At 46.9% G+C, this 17,973-nt stretch carries 15 protein-coding genes and 1 pseudogene; 12 read left to right on the top strand and 4 right to left on the bottom strand.

Annotated elements, in window-relative coordinates; genetic code table 11:
* Positions 1–108 precede the first annotated feature (108 nt).
* Entirely contained in the window at positions 109–1,119 is a 1,011-nt protein-coding gene (locus P364_RS0120725; RefSeq protein ID WP_024631989.1) for a LacI family DNA-binding transcriptional regulator, read from the bottom strand.
* Between the two features lie 410 nt (positions 1,120–1,529).
* Here P364_RS0120725 and P364_RS0120720 point away from each other — a divergent pair, with 410 nt between their 5' ends.
* From P364_RS0120720 to P364_RS0120705, 4 genes are all read left to right on the top strand, one after another.
* Positions 1,530–3,320: an L-fucose isomerase gene (locus P364_RS0120720; RefSeq protein WP_024631988.1), complete on the top strand. Its 1,791-nt coding sequence runs from the start codon at positions 1,530–1,532 to the stop codon at positions 3,318–3,320.
* 41 nt (positions 3,321–3,361) lie between these two features.
* Entirely contained in the window at positions 3,362–4,864 is a 1,503-nt protein-coding gene (locus P364_RS0120715) for a rhamnulokinase (RefSeq protein WP_024631987.1), read from the top strand.
* Positions 4,865–4,943: 79 nt separating this feature from the next.
* Positions 4,944–5,606: a class II aldolase/adducin family protein gene (locus tag P364_RS0120710; protein ID WP_024631986.1), complete on the top strand. Its 663-nt coding sequence runs from the start codon at positions 4,944–4,946 to the stop codon at positions 5,604–5,606.
* 181 nt (positions 5,607–5,787) lie between these two features.
* Positions 5,788–6,138 (top strand): hypothetical protein, encoded by a 351-nt coding sequence (locus tag P364_RS0120705; RefSeq protein WP_024631985.1) that lies wholly within the window; start codon positions 5,788–5,790, stop codon positions 6,136–6,138.
* A 123-nt stretch (positions 6,139–6,261) separates the two neighbouring features.
* On the opposite strand, the gene P364_RS0120700 is transcribed toward P364_RS0120705, so the two are convergent.
* Complete coding sequence (locus P364_RS0120700; protein WP_024631984.1) at positions 6,262–6,888, bottom strand: FMN-dependent NADH-azoreductase; 627 nt, start codon at positions 6,886–6,888, stop codon at positions 6,262–6,264.
* A gap of 184 nt (positions 6,889–7,072) precedes the next feature.
* Between P364_RS0120700 and P364_RS0120695 the strand changes: the two genes are divergently transcribed.
* The 6 genes from P364_RS0120695 (at position 7,073) to P364_RS0120670 (ending at position 14,065) form a co-directional block, all read left to right on the top strand.
* On the top strand, positions 7,073–8,011 hold the full coding sequence (locus P364_RS0120695) for a sugar-binding transcriptional regulator (RefSeq protein ID WP_024631983.1): 939 nt from the start codon (positions 7,073–7,075) through the stop codon (positions 8,009–8,011).
* 229 nt (positions 8,012–8,240) lie between these two features.
* Positions 8,241–8,915: a deoxyribose-phosphate aldolase gene (gene deoC / locus P364_RS0120690; RefSeq protein ID WP_024631982.1), complete on the top strand. Its 675-nt coding sequence runs from the start codon at positions 8,241–8,243 to the stop codon at positions 8,913–8,915.
* A gap of 279 nt (positions 8,916–9,194) precedes the next feature.
* Positions 9,195–10,385, top strand: a complete 1,191-nt coding sequence (locus tag P364_RS0120685) for a NupC/NupG family nucleoside CNT transporter (RefSeq protein ID WP_024631981.1) — start codon at positions 9,195–9,197, stop codon at positions 10,383–10,385.
* A 30-nt stretch (positions 10,386–10,415) separates the two neighbouring features.
* Positions 10,416–11,594 carry a phosphopentomutase gene (gene deoB, locus P364_RS0120680; RefSeq protein ID WP_024631980.1) on the top strand — a complete coding sequence of 393 codons (1,179 nt, stop codon included), beginning with the start codon at positions 10,416–10,418 and terminating at the stop codon, positions 11,592–11,594.
* A gap of 146 nt (positions 11,595–11,740) precedes the next feature.
* Positions 11,741–12,448 (top strand): purine-nucleoside phosphorylase, encoded by a 708-nt coding sequence (deoD, locus tag P364_RS0120675; protein ID WP_024631979.1) that lies wholly within the window; start codon positions 11,741–11,743, stop codon positions 12,446–12,448.
* A gap of 315 nt (positions 12,449–12,763) precedes the next feature.
* Positions 12,764–14,065: a pyrimidine-nucleoside phosphorylase gene (locus tag P364_RS0120670; protein WP_024631978.1), complete on the top strand. Its 1,302-nt coding sequence runs from the start codon at positions 12,764–12,766 to the stop codon at positions 14,063–14,065.
* 85 nt (positions 14,066–14,150) lie between these two features.
* Here the strand turns inward: P364_RS0120670 and P364_RS0120665 are convergent, their stop codons facing one another.
* Together P364_RS0120665 and P364_RS0120660 are read right to left on the bottom strand one after the other, a co-directional pair.
* Positions 14,151–15,134 carry a TIGR03943 family putative permease subunit gene (locus P364_RS0120665; protein ID WP_024631977.1) on the bottom strand — a complete coding sequence of 328 codons (984 nt, stop codon included), beginning with the start codon at positions 15,132–15,134 and terminating at the stop codon, positions 14,151–14,153.
* A gap of 84 nt (positions 15,135–15,218) precedes the next feature.
* On the bottom strand, positions 15,219–16,253 hold the full coding sequence (locus P364_RS0120660; RefSeq protein ID WP_024631976.1) for a permease: 1,035 nt from the start codon (positions 16,251–16,253) through the stop codon (positions 15,219–15,221).
* Between the two features lie 270 nt (positions 16,254–16,523).
* Between P364_RS0120660 and P364_RS35525 the strand changes: the two are divergent.
* A pseudogene (locus tag P364_RS35525) lies at positions 16,524–17,720 on the top strand (GTP-binding protein).
* 74 nt (positions 17,721–17,794) lie between these two features.
* On the top strand, positions 17,795–17,944 hold the full coding sequence (gene rpmG, locus P364_RS0120650) for a 50S ribosomal protein L33 (RefSeq protein ID WP_024631975.1): 150 nt from the start codon (positions 17,795–17,797) through the stop codon (positions 17,942–17,944).
* Positions 17,945–17,973: the final 29 nt, after the last annotated feature.

Raw genomic sequence — 17,973 nt, 5'->3', positions numbered from 1 at the left:
GAAAACAGGACGCAGTCAGAGAGGTCTTCTCCGATGCGTCCTGTTTGTGTTTGCCTCAACCTACTATTTTTCTCACGAGTCAGGGATGATCTTCAATTGCTCTCCTGTTTATTCAGAAGGCACCGAGGCGGACGCGCGAATGCGCAGTTCAGACGGCATAATGATGCTCTGTGGCTCCTCAGGAGCCTTGCCTTCAATTCGATCGATCAGCATTTGCATGCCGATGGCACCGAAATCATAGGCAGGCTGTGCAGCAACAGTGAGAAATGGATCAAAGACGGATGCCAGATCCAGATCATCAAAACAGACGACCGAGATGTCCTCAGGCACACGCATGCCCCGTTTACGTAAAAGTCGAATGACGCCAATGGCGAGCATGTTGTTTGCTGCAAATATGGCTGTAGGTTTGTGCTGATGTGCAAGCAAACGGTCAATACCCTCTTCATCGCTGAAATCCCGATATCCTGTTCGAAGGATTAAACCTGAATCAAAAGGAAGCTCGGCTTCTCGCAGGCCCTCCATGTATCCTTCTTCTCGCAGCCGTGCAGTCGAAACCTCAGAAGAACCATTGACCAAAGCAATGCAGCGATGCCCCAGATTCGTCAGATATCGAATCAGTTGAAGCGCACCGTCTCGGCTGTCCCCAGCGATAACGTCCGATGTGATTCCCGGGACAGTACGGTCCAAAATGACAAACGGAATGTTGCGTTCCTGCAGCTGCTTCAAGTGATTCAGCGAGCGATCTCCTGCAGGTGCAAACAGTACACCATCCACACGGGTAGACAAGATCGTGTCCACATAATTTTTCTCCTTGTCATAATCCTCGTCACTATTACTGAACAAAAGGCGATAACCGCGCAGATTGGCAGCGTCCTCAGCCCCTCGGGCCAGAGTTGTATAGAAGGGGTTGGTAATATCCGTAATCAGCAGTGACAGCATGTGGGTCCGTTGCAGCACGAGACTTCGTGCATTGGAGTTGGGGATGTAACCAAGTTCTTCAATGACCTGCTGCACACGCTCTCGTGTAGCCGGACTGATGCGACCTGTTTGATTAATGACTTTGGAGACGGTCATGGCGGAGACGTTGGCTTTTTTGGCAATATCATAAATGGTGATCAATGGAATCTAACCTTTCCGCAACATAGTCTTTCCATTCTATAGGATAATGCCAATTGACAGCAACATAAGCTCATGCTATCTTAGGGTTACCGATAACCCTAATCATAAAAAAGTTGATTTATTTCAGTCTAACCGCTCTTCATTTTTGCTCACATCGCTTCCTTCATACTCAATAAGAGGACAGCATAACGGAGTCAATAATATAGTGCGGTTTATTTAATCAAGCATTTGTAAACGCATTCATAACAAGAAAGAGAAGTGGCCGTTGTGGCATGCAACGGTAGTGTGTTACCTCGGTATCGGTGAACTGTAGGAAGAGAATCCTTAATTTGCCCCATCCAACTGCCTACGGACAAGTCACAAGTCATTCGTACCTAATCCATGAAACCATTGAAGGAGGACGTTTTAGTATGACACATCAGGATTACCGTTATAAACAGGCATTTCCGAAGATTGGTATTCGTCCCACGATTGACGGAAGACGCAAGGGTGTTCGCGAATCATTGGAAGAGCAGACGATGCGTATGGCGACGTCCGTTACCGAGCTGCTCGCAGCAGAACTTCGTTATCCCGATGGATCCCCGGTTGAATGCGTCGTGGCCGAGTCTTGTATAGGCGGCGTTAACGAGGCAGCGGCAGCAGCAGAACTATTTAGTCGTTCAAACGTGGGTGTGACGATTACCGTTACACCATGCTGGTGTTATGGAACAGAGACGATGGATATGTCACCTTCCATTCCTACGGCCATTTGGGGCTTTAACGGGACTGAACGTCCGGGTGCAGTATATCTGGCAGCGGTACTCTCTGCCCATGCACAGAAGGGAATTCCGGCTTTTGGCATCTATGGCGAGGATGTTCAGGATGGAGGAGATACGACGATTCCTGATGACGTTCGCGAGAAATTGCTACGGTTCAGCCGTGCGGGTCTTGCAGCTGCAACCCTGAAGGGACGTGCCTATCTCTCCATCGGATCGGTATCCATGGGCATTGCTGGCTCCATCGTAAACGATACTTTTTTCCAGGAGTATCTGGGCATGCGGAACGAATATGTGGATATGAGTGAACTGACTCGTCGGATAGAAGAGGAGATCTACGATCCCGAGGAGTATAAGCTGGCACTGGCTTGGGTGAAGGAGAACTGCAGTGAAGGACCGGATAACAATCCTGCCCATCTACAAACAGATCGCAAACGCAAAGAGTATGAATGGGAAACGGTTGTGAAAATGACCCAAATCGTACGGGATCTGATGGCTGGCAATCCCAAGCTGGCGGAGCTCGGATTCACTGAGGAATCCATGGGCCACCACGCGATTGTCTCGGGATTTCAGGGACAACGGCAATGGACCGATCATTCACCCAACGGAGATTTTCTGGAGTCCATCCTGAATTCTTCCTTTGACTGGAATGGCAAACGTTCACCTTATCTGGTGGCAACGGAGAACGACAGCCTGAATGGTGTGTCAATGTTATTCGGCTCCCTGCTTACACATACCGCGCAGATCTTCGCAGATGTACGCACCTATTGGAGTCCGGATTCGGTAAAACGCGTGACAGGACATCAGCTGGAAGGAAACGCAAAGGACGGTATTCTGCATCTGATCAACTCCGGTTCTGCAGCATTGGATGGTACGGGGCAACAGTCAAGAGCGGGTGAACCTGTGCTCAAGCCTTTCTGGGAAATTACAGACGAAGAGGTTCAGGACTGCCTGAAAGCTACCTCCTGGCGGCCAGCATCTGTGGAATATTTCCGGGGCGGCGGCTATTCGGCTGATTTTCTGACCAAGGGAAGCATGCCTGTTACGATGACACGTCTGAATTTGGTCAAAGGGCTTGGTCCGGTGCTGCAATTGGCTCAAGGTTACACTGTCGATCTGCCTGAGGATGTACATGATACGCTGGATCAGCGTACAGATCCGACTTGGCCATCCACCTGGTTTGCGCCTGTTCTCACGGGATCAGGAGCCTTCACCTCGGTCTATGAAGTGATGAATCAGTGGGGCGCGAACCATGGCTCCATCTCTTATGGACATATCGGAGCGGATCTGCTGACATTGGCCTCCATGCTTCGTATCCCTGTAAGTATGCATAATGTGCCGGAATCCGAGATTTTCCGTCCGCGTGCCTGGGGACTATTCGGTACAAGTGAACCGGAAAGTGCCGATTACCGAGCATGCAGCGTCTTTGGACCTTTGTATCGATAATATCCAAACGGCTTGACGCTGAAGCGAAGGAGGCAGGAGAAATGGAGATTCAGACAACACATGTGCTTGCTGCCGATTATGGCGCCGGAAGCGGTCGGGTTGTCCGGGGGACTTTTGACGGGAGCAAGCTCTCGTTACAGGAAATGCATCGATTCAGCAACGAACCCGTGCAGTTGGGGGAGGGGTTGTATTGGGATTTCCTGCGACTTTTCCACGAATTAAAACAAGGTATTGTGAAGGGCTTGCAAGGAACCTCTCATCCTGTCCGTTCCATTGCTGTGGATACGTGGGGAGTCGACTATGGATTGGTGGACGGGGCGGGAAGATTGTGCTTTAACCCGCGTCATTACCGGGAATCACGCAATGCAAAATGGATGGAAGAAGTCCTGCGCATGGTGAATGAAGAAGAGCTATATTCCATGTCTGGCGTCCTGCCACAACAGATCAATACCGTATTTCAGCTGATTGGTAGTGTACGCGAGCACGCTGAAGATCTCCGGCAGGATGTGCGCATGTTGTTAATGCCGGATTTGTTTAACTATTATCTAACAGGTCAGCAGGCCTGTGAGTATACAATTGCGAGTACAAGCGGCCTGCTGCATGCCGGGGAGGCACGGTGGAATGAACAGCTGATTGGCCGACTTGGTATCCCGGAGACGTTATTCCCACCTCTCGTACAGCCTGGCACGGTGCTGGGGCAGTTAACGGATGACTTGTGTGCGGAGTTGCGAACTGGACCGATGCAAGTGATATCTGTAGGATCACATGATACAGCATCTGCGCTGGCAGCTATTCCAGCGACAGATTCGGAATTTGCTTTTATTAGTTGTGGCACCTGGTCACTCATGGGCGTGGAACGTGACACCCCTGTATTGGATAATCGCAGCCGCCAACTGGGATTCACCAATGAAGGCACGGTAAATGGCAAAGTGCGAACCTTGAAGAATCGCTCAGGCCTGTGGTTATTGCAGGAGTGCAAACGACAGTGGGAACGAGAGAATCAATGTTTTAGCCATGAGGAACTCGTTCAGCTTGCTGCATCGGCAACCGCTCATCAATGTTATGTATCGCCTGGAGATGGAGTGTATTTGGCACCGGGTAACATGCCCGAGCGAATCCGGCAACAGTGCAGTTCCAGCGGGCAAACCATACCTGAAACGACCGGAGCCATTGTGCGTTGTATTCTCGAAAGCTTGGCGTTGGAGTTCAGACAGACTCTGGATGAATTGGAGCTAATTACAGGTACGCGGCCACGGGTAATTCATATGGTCGGTGGCGGCGTGCATAATCGCTTATTGTGCCAATGCACGGCAAATGCAGCAGGTGTTCCGGTGGTAGCCGGCCCAGCAGAGGCAACCTCGGCTGGCAATTGCATGCTGCAATTCCTGGCCCACGGTGAAATGAGCAGCTTGTCCGAGGTGCGGGAGATTATGGCTTCTTCCTTTTCTCCCGAAACCTATGAGCCAGAAGATAGCGCAAGGTGGCAGGAAGCTTACGAAATCTATCAGAACTTGAATCAAACCTTGGCGAACAGATTCAATTAGAAGAGCATTTTGCGCTAGAACGATAAAATCGATTCTGCAAACTGCTGAAATAGAAAAAGTCAAAGGAGTGGAGCAGAACATGTCTGAACAACAGGTAAGGGAAGAATTGACCAAATATGCCCGCAGAGCAGTTGCTCAGGGATTGGTGGTTGGCCCTGGGGGTAATCTAAGCGCCCGTTCCGAAGGAACGATGCTGCTTTCTCCGAGTGGTTATGCACTAGAGGATCTGGAGCCCGATGAATGGATTGCAATTGATATTGCGACTGGTGAGACACGTACCGGATCGACACGTCCTTCTTCCGAAGTATTAATGCACCTCTACAGTTATCGTGTAAATCCTGATATTCAGGCCATTGTGCATACACATCCGGCATACACCATCGCGCTAAGTCTCGTTTTCGATGAATTGCCACATTTGTTCCCTGATCAGTCAGCACTTGTAGGCGATATTGGCTTCGTCCCCTATGTTCTGCCAACGACCAAACTTCTTGCCGATGCGGTGGCTGCAAAGGTTGAAGAGCACACAGCGCTTATTCTGGTAAACCACGGGTTAGTGACCACAGGTAAAAACCTGCGCGAAGCCTACTACCGTACCCAGGTAGTGGAGGAAAGCGCCAAGGTGTATATGATCGCCAAGGCCACAGGGGAGCCCAAAGTGCTTACTGCGGAAGAATACAAAGAGATTCAGTCTCTTGAAAGTGAAGCCTACCGCGTGCAGCTATTGCAACAACTAAAGTCCTAAATCATTATAGCGAAGTGAGCGAGATGAAAATGCTTATTCATCAATGAAACCCCTACTTCCAGTAAAACTTGGAGATTCAGTTTAAGCACAAAGGACCACAATTTTTTTCGACAAGTATTGCATATCCCGAAATACCGAGTATAATACTGGGTAAATAGATGTAAAGGGGATGCAATAAACGATGAAAACACATGCTGAATTGAACTCACTTCTTGTTGACGATTATCTGGATCTCCTGAACATAGCGAAACAGCTGGGTGATGAGGAGTGGAAAGAGGCCATTCTGCAAGCATTGAAAGAAGAAGTGGATGCTAATCATCATCTGGATTCAACCGAGGTTAGACAGGATCTTTGGAGTCAATTTGAAGGTATTAACGAACAGATGCATGATCTGTTAATGCATCTCAAAAATGCCGAGGGTCCCGAAGAGAAAGAACAGATTATTGAAGCCATTTGGGGACTGAAAGTGGACCGACATGCCATTACTCGCAAACTTGAAACCATGAGCCGTGCTAGCGCTGGACATCAATAAAGCTCTAACGTTTATTATAAAAAAAATAAAAACCCGCGTGCCGCCCTATGGAATTAATATTCCATGGGTTGGCATGCGGGTTTTGTGTTTGTTGCTGTACTTGTTCTATTTAAAATTTAAGGGTTAAAACTGTTTGGCGAGCGTACGTGCCTCATCTATGGCTTGCTGTTTGATTTCTTCAGCGCGTTCCTTGTACTGGTTATGTCCTTCCACAAAAATTCCCTCAAGCTTCGGAACACCCAAGAAAGACATAATAATACTCAAATAACGATGGCCGGATTCCATTTGGGCCGCAGGTCCTTCAGAATAAATGCCGCCACGAGCCTGAATATGCAGTGCCTTTTTGTTGGAAAGCAATCCGACCGGGCCCTGCTCCGTATAGCGGAACGTTTTGCCAGCCACGCAGATGGAGTCAATATACGCCTTCATAATTGGAGGAAAGGAGAAGTTCCACATCGGTGTCACAAAAACATATTTGTCAGCAGAAGCGAATTGGTCTGATAATTCATTCAAACGTTGAACTTTGGCCTGTTCTCCAGAAGTCAATTCGCTGCCGGATTGAAGTTTACCCCATCCACTGAACACATCAGCATCAATATGAGGAATATCTGAGCGATACAGATCCAGATGAATGACCTCATCCGAAGGGTGGCTTTCACGATATGCATCAACAAACGCTTTACCTGCAGCCATGCTGAAGGAGGTTTCATGGTCATGAGGATGGGCAGTAATATACAATAATGTAGACATGCGGTTCTTCCTCTCTATGGTGTTTTTGCCCCAAAGGGCTCACATTAACAAGCGACCGATGTAGTATGCATCGTTAGTAACGTTTTATACCTGGATAGTGACCTGGTACTCAATCATGTATAATATAATGGTGTAGGTGAAATCCGAACGATAACAGGAATGAGTGAGATGAGCGCATATGGGAATGGATCTGGAGAAGCAACGATTAAGCATTGAAGCAGCGAAATTGTATTATCAGTCGGATTACAGCCAGCAGGATATTGCGGTCAGGCTGGGTGTGTCACGTCCAACCGTATCGCGGTTACTTCAGTATGCGAAAGATCGCGGTTACGTTCGCATTGAAATTATGGACCCGCTGGAGGATATCGACATTATCGCCGGGGAGCTTAAGTCCAAGTATAATCTGGATACTGCGCTTGTTTGTTTTGCCCCGTTGAAGAGTGATGAAGAAATTTTGAAACATATTAGCAAGAGAGCAGCAGATTACTTACAGGATACGGTGCAGGATGCGGATATTATTGGCGTAACCTGGGGGACAACGATGAACGCCGTAGCCCGTCAGCTTCGTCCCAAGCAAGTTAAAGGCGTGGAAGTGGTTCAACTTAAGGGAGGCGTAAGCCATTCCCATGTGAATACGTATGCGGCAGAAATTGTTCATTTATTTGCGGAAGCGTTCCATACAGTTCCCCGATATTTGCCTTTGCCGGTGATCTTCGACAATATTGAAGTCAAAAAAATGGTGGAAGCAGACCGACATATTGGCAGAATTGTGGAGCTTGGCCGACAGGCGAATATTGCCATGTTTACGGTAGGTACTGTGAAGGAAGATGCACTTTTGTTCAGGCTGGGGTATTTTAATGATGAAGAACAGCAATTGCTGATGCATTCCGGTGCGGGTGACATTTGTTCACGTTTTTTTGATGCCGAGGGCCGGTTGATCAGTGAAGAAATTAACAACAGAACCGTCGGAATTGATCTGGCCGAGCTGCGAAATAAGGAGAAATCCATTCTCGTGGCGGGGGGGAAGCGCAAAATAGAAGCCATTCATGCTGCGCTCAAAGGTCATTACGCCAACATTTTGGTAACAGACCAGTACACAGCTCAGGCTCTGCTCCGATTATAATTCAATGGATGACAACATCTGCCACGCGACATGGGCGGATGTTTTGCTTTCTTAGACAAAAGCTATACTGTACGATTTCTTCCCGGTAAGGGAAGTCTTTTGTTTAATGAAGTTTTCATGGAATGTGTTAAGATTTCAACGATGAACAAAAGTTCATATTGATTTTTACATATGTTCATGTTAGGGTAGGGATATAGAAAATAACTAGTTCAGATAAGGGGAGATTCAAATGACTACATCACAATTAGCCAAAATGATAGATCATACCTTGCTTCGTGCAGATGCAACACAAAATGAAATGGCCAAATTGACCGAAGAAGCGAAACAATATCAGTTTGCTTCTGTATGTGTTAACCCGGGCTGGGTAGCTTATGCTGCTGAACAACTTCAAGGTACTGGCGTAGATATTTGTACCGTTATTGGTTTCCCTCTGGGAGCTTCCACTTCCGAAACCAAAGTGTTCGAAACCAAAGACGCTATCTCCAAAGGTGCTACTGAGGTGGATATGGTCATCAACATTAGTGCGATGAAAGACGGCAAAGATGATGTTGTGAAACAGGATATCCGTGCAGTTGTTGAAGCAGCAGCGGGTAAAGCTTTGGTGAAAGTCATTATTGAAACTTGCCTGTTGACGGATGAAGAGAAAGTACGTGCATGTCAAGCAGCAGTAAAAGCTGGAGCTGACTTTGTCAAAACGTCCACAGGTTTTTCTACGGGCGGAGCAACGCCAGAAGATATCGCTTTGATGCGTCGTACCGTTGGTCCGGATGTGGGCGTTAAAGCTTCCGGCGGCGTGCGCAGTCTGGAAGATATGCAAAAAATGATCGATGCAGGAGCAACTCGCATTGGCGCAAGTTCCGGTGTGAAAATCATGCAAGGCGAACAATCTACATCTAATTATTAATTCGTGAGTAACTTAGCACGATAAATTCCAGCAGATGGAATGCTTGGATGATTTAAAAGGTAACTTGTTCTTCATATCTCGCTTTGGACGGATGTGGAGAACAAGTTTTAAATCTGATCCGGATTTTCCTTTTCCATTTTTTGATTAGAACAGGATAACAAAAGACCGAATTTATTGTAAGCGCTTCAATCGTTTTCTGAAAGGTTAAATCTTCACATTTATGGGAAACCTTTGAGCTGAATGAACATCCGGCTTAACTACCTTCAAAGGAGAGATAGAATGAAATTCCTAATTGCCCTTCTTGGTATACTTGTTGTATTTGGACTAGCTTATCTGGTCAGCAACGGTAAGAAGAAGATCCGATATCGTCCACTAATTATCATGATTGTTCTGCAAGTTATATTGGGATACGCATTGTTAAACACAGGAGTAGGTACCTTTTTGATTAGCGGTTTCGCGAACGTATTTGAAAGTTTGCTTGGCTATGCTAATGACGGTATTTCGTTTGTATTCGGTGGCTTGACTACCGTTGGTGCAGACAGTGGGGGCGCGCCATTCTTCCTCAGTGTATTGATGCCGATCGTTGTCATCTCAGCACTCATTGGTATATTGCAGTATATCCGAATCTTGCCTTTTGTTATAAAATATATTGGTCTGGTATTAAGCAAAGTCAACGGAATGGGCAAACTGGAATCATATAACGCGGTTGCTTCGGCTGTATTGGGGCAATCTGAAGTGTTCATTTCTGTGAAGAAACAAATTGGGTTGCTGCCAAAACATCGGCTGTACACCTTGTGTGCTTCGGCGATGTCCACAGTATCGATGTCGATTGTCGGTGCCTATATGTCCATGATTGATCCGAAATATGTGGTTACGGCACTTGTGCTGAACCTATTTGGCGGCTTTATCATCGCTTCCATCGTGAATCCATATGAGGTTACCGAGGAAGAAGATATATTGGAAGTACAGGAAGAGGAGAAACAATCCTTCTTCGAAATGCTGGGCGAGTACATTTTGGATGGTTTCAAAGTTGCGATCGTTGTAGCAGCGATGTTGATCGGTTTTGTGGCTTTGATCGCACTTGTTAACGGGATCTTTAGTGCAGTACTCGGTATTTCGTTCCAGGAACTGCTTGGTTACGTGTTTGCACCATTTGCCTTCATTATGGGTGTTCCTTGGAAAGAAGCGATTCAAGCGGGAAGTATTATGGCTACCAAAATGGTATCCAACGAATTCGTTGCCATGCTTGATCTGACCAAACAGACTACATTGTCTGCCAGAACAACAGGGATCGTATCCGTCTTCCTCGTATCGTTCGCCAACTTCTCTTCGATCGGTATTATTGCCGGTGCGGTGAAGGGACTTCATGAGAAACAAGGTAACGTGGTGGCCCGCTTCGGTCTGAAACTGCTTTACGGTGCATCGCTTGTCAGCGTGCTGTCTGCGATCATCGCCGGACTGTTCTTGTAAAGCCGGATTATTGGAAGGAGTGCTTAAATTATGTCAACATTCAAAAGAGTACATCTGATCGTTATGGATTCAGTGGGAATCGGTGAAGCGCCGGATGCGGCAGAATTCGATGATTTCGATGTCGACACCTTTGGTCACATTGCACGTGAACGCGGAGGGCTGAAAATGCCTCATATGGCCAGTCTTGGACTGTCCAATATCAAGGAAATTGAGGGTGTCCCTGTAGCGGATGCACCAAAAGCCTTTTATACCAAGATGCAGGAAGCATCCAGAGGTAAAGATACCATGACGGGTCACTGGGAACTGATGGGCCTGTACATTGATACTCCTTTCCGTGTATTCGCAGACGGATTCCCGGATGAATTGATTCAGCGCATTGAGGAAAAAACAGGCCGCAAGGTGATCGGGAACAAACCGGCCAGCGGCACGGAAATCATCGATGAATTGGGCGAAGAGCATGTGAAAACAGGTGCCCTGATTATATATACATCCGCAGATTCGGTTCTGCAAATTGCAGCCCATGAGGATGTTGTTCCACTGAAAGAATTGTATGAAATCTGTGAATTCTGTCGCGAGATTACTCTTGACGATCCGTACATGCTGGGCCGCATTATTGCCCGTCCGTTTGTAGGCGAAGTGGGTAACTTCAAGCGTACAGCTAACCGTCATGATTACGCACTTAAACCGTTTGGCCGTACCGTGATGAATGAACTCAAAGATGGTGGATTTGATGTAATCGCTTTGGGTAAGATCGCAGATATCTACGATGGAGAAGGCGTAACGAAATCTGTACGTACTGTTTCCAACATGGATGGCATGGACAAACTGTCCGAAACAATGGATGAAGCGTTCACTGGACTCAGCTTCCTGAACTTGGTTGACTTCGATGCCTTGTTCGGACACCGTCGTGATCCACAAGGCTACGCTCAAGCACTGGAAGAGTATGATGCTCGTCTGCCTGAGATTTTTAGCAAAATGACGGACGATGATCTGCTGCTCATCACAGCTGACCATGGTAATGACCCAACCTACCGTGGCACGGACCATACCCGTGAGTATGTTCCGCTGCTTGTGTACTCTCCGCGCTTCAGCGAGGGTAAAAAGCTTGAACTGCGCAGCACGTTTGCAGACGTTGGTGCAACAGTAGCTGAGAACTTCGGCGTGAAACTGCCGGAATACGGTACAAGCTTCCTGAAGGATTTGAAGTAGTCCGAATTCTTATCTTTAACTGAACTTGGGGAAAGCTTTTATTTTCTTAGAACATACAATTGGACAGGACAACCATTGGGGCAGCTTTGGCTGCTCCGGTCCCTGGCCTTCATTCAAATTGATGGATAACTGGAGGAGATTTAATCATGAGTACACATATTGGAGCTAAACCCGGAGATATCGCAGAAACAATCCTTTTGCCAGGGGACCCGTTGCGTGCAAAATTTATTGCGGATACGTACCTTGAAGATGTTGTTTGTTACAACGAGGTTCGCGGAATGCTTGGGTTCACGGGTACATATCAAGGACACCGTATCTCCGTGCAAGGCTCGGGCATGGGGATTCCATCGTTCAGCATCTATGCCAACGAATTGATCAGCGAATATGGCGTAAAAAACCTGATTCGTGTCGGAACTTGCGGAGGCATGCAAGAGCATGTACGTGTTCGGGATGTTATCCTTGCTCAAGCTTCATGTACCGATTCCAGCATGAACAAGCTTGTATTTGGTGGATATGATTTCTCCCCAATCGCGACGTTCTCCCTGCTGAAAGAAGCCTATGACCGTGCAACAGCCAAAGGTATGAAAATCCATGTCGGTAACGTATTCAGCTCCGATTCCTTCTATCGTGACGATCGTTCTGTGACTGAGAAATTGATGCAGCACGGTGTACTGGGCGTTGAGATGGAAACAACAGCACTGTACACACTCGCTGCCAAATTTGGCGTAAATGCACTGACCATCCTTACTGTAAGTGATCACTTGCTGACAGGTGAAGAAACTACAGCCGAAGAACGCCAAAAAACGTTCAACGACATGATGGTTGTAGCACTGGAAACAGCAATAACGCTGTAAAAATCACTTAATTTAACAATACAATTGATTTTGATCGAAACTTTTGTTTTGAGCACGTAGTGAAGGAAACGGAATCGATTCTGAAGAAGCGAAGCGTTTGCCTTTGTCTTCAAGTTTCCAAATTACAAAAACCATAAAATTTACACGATAACGAAGAGGGCAGAAAAAACCTGAAGAAGCGAAGCGTCCGCCTTTATCACCGGATTTTCCCTTTATAAAAGGGAATCAGAAAAATCTGGGGATAACAGCGGTTGGAAGGTTGTTCTGCCATCGGAGTGACCCGTGTAAAACACCCACAACGAAGGAGAGATCATCATGAGAATGGTAGACATTATTGCTAAGAAGCGCGACGGAAAAGAACTGACAACAGCTGAGATTGATTTTGTTGTTCAAGGATATACACAAGGTGAAATCCCGGATTACCAAGTCAGCGCTTGGGCGATGGCAATATTCTTCAAGGATATGACAGACAAGGAACGCGCAGATTTGACCATGTCCATGGTAAACTCGGGCGAGACGATTGATCTGTCCGCAATTGAAGGCATCAAGGTAGACAAGCACTCCACGGGAGGCGTAGGCGATACCACAACGCTGGTACTGGCACCACTCGTTGCAGCTCTCGATGTTCCTGTTGCCAAAATGTCCGGACGTGGATTGGGTCACACTGGTGGTACAACAGACAAACTGGAATCCGTTGCAGGCTTCCATGTAGAGCTGGAGAAAGAAGAGTTCATCCGACTCGTTAACGAACATAAAGTGGCGGTTATCGGTCAAAGTGGCAACCTCACACCGGCAGACAAAAAGCTATATGCATTGCGTGACGTTACAGCTACCGTGAACTCCATCCCACTGATCGCCAGCTCCATCATGAGTAAGAAAATTGCAGCAGGTGCCGATGCCATCGTACTGGATGTCAAAACAGGTGCTGGTGCATTCATGAAAACTACGGAAGATGCAAAAGAACTGGCACATGCCATGGTAAGCATTGGTAACAATGTAGGCCGCAAAACGATGGCTGTCATTTCCGATATGTCCCAACCACTGGGTCTGGCTATCGGTAACGCGCTTGAAGTGAAAGAAGCCATTCTCACGCTGCAAGGTAAAGGACCGAAGGATCTGGAAGAACTTTGTTTGGCACTTGGACGTCAAATGGTATTCCTTGCTGGCAAAGCAGACTCCTTGGAGCATGCTGAGGAGAAATTGAGAGAAGTGATCCAGAACGGTAAAGCACTGGAGAAATTCAAGGACTTCCTGGCAAACCAAGGCGGAGACGCTTCGGTTGTAGATCATCCGGATCGCTTGCCACAAGCGAAATATCTGGTTGAAGTGCCAGCGGATAAAGACGGATATGTTGCTGGTATCGTCGCTGACGAAATCGGTACTGCAGCAATGCTGCTCGGCGCAGGCCGTGCAACGAAGGAATCCGAGATCGACCTCGCTGTGGGCTTGATGCTCAACAAAAAAGTGGGTGACCAGGTTAAAGCTGGCGAATCCCTCGTAACCATCCATGCCAATCGTGAAGACGTGGCAGACGTGATCGCGAAGATCAAAGAAAACATTACAATTTCGGATCATGCCGATGCACCTGTGCTGGTACATGATATCGTAACGGAATAATAGATCAGGCAAACAAGGTTTAATCTTATGTTCAAATTAAACTCAAAACCCCGAAGTGATGTAACCCATCGCTTCGGGGTTTTTCTTATTTTTTCTTTAACTTATCATATGCCATAACGGAATCTGCATTGGTATAAATATATGGTGTGGAGGGCTGATCGACAGGTATTACCTTCGTTGCACGAATCTCAATGGTGTCCTCGCCGTTCATTTGAGCCGATCCAATGGTGCCATCAATTTGTACCCAACTGTCTGTAGGGAAGCTGTCTGCATTCGGGACATGAATCATCACACCAAAGGGTGCTGCGTCTGCGGGGCAGCACATGACCAGAAATCGTCCTAATGCAAAATGCGATTCATGATCCATACTTTTATCCCGGTATACAAACCCGGTAAGGGAGATAGCCTTGCCTGCAAATTGCTGTTGGAACATATCAATGGAACCCAATGTCTCGGAGAAGATTTCGGGATATACCTTGATGACCGATTCCACATATAACTTCTCTGCCAGTTCAGCAAATTCACGACTGTACTCATCCGGGGGTACGAATTGTACTTTCGTGGCAGGCGTTGGTAATTCAACAGTCGTTGTTTTTTTTGAAAGATCCTTAACGTCCAGTTCTGCTGCATCAGGCAAAGGCTCTTTTCGACGAATCTCTGGAGTTCCATAGGATAGTGACATACCTTTTTGACTGGCCATGGAACTACCTAACGCCTGATCAGGCAAAAGAAAACCTAAGATTAAGGGAATGGCAATCAAGCCATAAATCAGCGAGCTGCGTATCCATCCCGAAGGAGGCGGGTGCTCACAATCACAATGGAGCTGACTATTGCCAAACAGTCCGTGCCAGGCCATGATAGCAGCAATAAACAAAAAGGGAATAGGGCAGCAGAGAAGCAATCGTTGCATCGTTGGTGCCAGATAATAATGAAGAGAATCGCTTGAATTCAAATGAATGATGTATACAGCCAACCCGCCGATCCACAGCGCACGAATTAGGTTATGCCATTGGATGGGGGGAGATTTTGAAACAGGAGCTTTGGACATCGTATAACCAGGATGGTTCATGTAATCAATCACCTCTTTTGATCAGATCGTGACTTCGCAATTGCTTTCCCGATAAGCGGGATTAAACATACATACTCTTAAATTTCATGCCAAAAGGTTAATCAACCACGACCCGGCGAAAACCAATACAATAATGGCCAGGCTCAAGCCAATAACGAACCGGGTGCGGAAGGTGGAGAGCAGCATAAGTGTACTTTTGAAATCAAGCATTGGACCGAGGACGAGAAAGGATAACAGCGGCCCTAACGCAAACGTGTGAGAGAAGGCAGAGGCTACGAAAGCATCGGATGTCGAGCAAAGAGACAATACATACGCAAAGCCCATCATGAATGCATAGGAGGCGACAGGCCCGTTACCCAAAGAGATGAGATCACTGCGGCTGATAAAAGTCTGGATGCAGGCAGTAATGAGAGCACCAATCACCAAATATTTGCTCATATCGACGAATTCGTCACCGGCATGGATGAAAAAGTTGCGCCAGTTTTTGTCATGAACATGATCATGATCGGCTGAATGTGAATGAGGCTTTGCCATTTTAAATCCGGGATGTGTCTTGACCTCCGCCACTGTTGCCTTCGGTTTACGCAAAGGATTCTGGTGGACGAACATATACACCAGACCACCGATGGAAGCTGCTACAGCAAAGGCCAGACCCATACGGGCAATCACAATTTCCGGATGGGACGGAAATGCAAGCAAGGTTGCGGTAAATACAATTGGATTTACGACTGGACCACTTAGAATAAACGTGACCGCGATGTAGGCGGGCATGCCTTTGTTCATTAATCGGCGGACAACCGGAATCATGCCGCATTCACAGATGGGAAAGATAATACCCAGCAGACCCGCTACCAGAACACCACCAATGGGGTTTTTGGGAGTTAGTCTTCTCACCATTTCTTCAGATACAAACCATTGCATAAATGAAGATAACAGCACCCCGATGAGCAGAAATGGAGCCGCTTCGAGAAAAATACTTATGAATATGGTTTTCATATTTTGCAAGGCTTCACTGTTCCATGCCTCTTGCAGATCGGGAGCCATCGTAATCAATACGGGAACAAGAAATGCACAGGGGATAAGGAATGATAGGAGCTTTAGATTAGCTGCCAATTTCATGGGATAGACCTCCAGAACCGGGACTTTGGTAAAATATATGCTTGTACCGTCCGCATCATACTAGTTCACTTTAATTAATCAACATTTTTACGATTTAGACGTCTGAGGATGCCAACATGTTGACAAAAGAAACAAGGTTCAGGTATAGTTTGAGTTTTTAATCGTAATAATTACGATTAATTAATTGTTACATTCAGCCTATTGTCGAGTGGAAGCTACATAGCATTCCGTCATTAGTTTTGAGAGGATAAATAGAAGGGAGTCATTGAAATGACAGAACAACAGGTACAACCCCGAGTTCCGGTGACCGTATTAAGTGGATATCTGGGTGCAGGCAAAACAACATTGCTTAATCATGTACTCCATAATCGGGAGGGCATGCGAGTTGCTGTAATTGTAAATGACCTCAGTGAAGTTAATATTGACGCTGGCTTGATCCGGGATGGCGGTGGTTTGTCACGCATTGATGAGAAGCTGGTGGAGATGTCCAACGGCTGCATCTGCTGCACGCTGCGTGAGGATTTGCTGAAAGAGGTAGAGCGGCTTGCGCTGGACGGTTCTTTTGATTACATACTGATTGAATCTACAGGCATTGGGGAGCCTGTGCCCGTTGCACAGACATTTACGTACATTGACGAAGAACTTGGGATTGATTTAACGAAATTTACGCGGCTCGATACGATGGTAACGGTAGTGGACGCTGCCCAGTTCTGGCGCGATTTCTATTCCAAAGAATCGTTAAGGGATCGGGGGCAGGAAGCCGGAGAGGACGATGTACGGGGAATCGTTCATCTGCTGACGGATCAGGTTGAATTCTGTGATGTGCTGATTTTGAACAAGTGTGACCTGGTATCGGAAGACGAGCTGATCAAGCTAGAGAAAGCATTACATGCGATGCAGCCGGAGGCCCGACTTATTCGTACAACCCATGGACAGATTGACCCCAGAGAGATATTGAATACCGGACGGTTTGATTTTGAAAAAGCAAGCCAGTCTGCGGGCTGGATCCGCGAATTGATGAAGGAAGAACACACACCCGAGACAGAGGAATATGGCATTCACTCGTTTGTGTACCACCGGAAACGTCCGTTTCATCCGGAACGTTTGCTGCGCTGGATTGCGAAATGGCCTGAAAGTATCGTACGTTCCAAAGGCTTAATGTGGCTGGCAACACGTAATCATATGGCGGTGTCTTTCAGTCACGCAGGAACATCCAAGCAGTTGGGGCCTGCCGGATTATGGGTGGGTGCGATGAGAAGAAGAGCGACAAATGCATTTTGGTGATACACTTCACCTATTCCGGATTGGGATGAGCAGTGGGGAGATCGGGTAACGAAACTGGTGTTCATCGGGATAGACATGGACCGCGCGGAGATCGAACGAACGCTGGATGAGACACTTCTTACAGAAGAAGAAATGCTGATGAATTGGCGAGAATTGAAAGATCCATTTCCAGCATGGAGTTGACAAAAGAAAAAGCATGGGCTAATATCATTAAACAGTAATCATTACGATTAGATAAATTGAAGGAGGCCATATCCATGAGAGTCATTGTAACTTTAGCCTGCACCGAGTGCGGAGATCGCAACTATACAACAACCAAGAACAAGCGTAACCATCCGGAACGGATCGAATTGAAGAAGTATTCACCACGATTGAAGAAGATGACGATTCACCGGGAAACGAGATAAATTTTTTTGTCATTTTTACATCGTAATAT

This window comes from Paenibacillus sp. MAEPY2 (genome assembly GCF_000499205.1).
Taxonomy (GTDB): domain Bacteria; phylum Bacillota; class Bacilli; order Paenibacillales; family Paenibacillaceae; genus Paenibacillus; species Paenibacillus vandeheii.
This window is presented reverse-complemented; position numbering and strand designations above follow the sequence as displayed.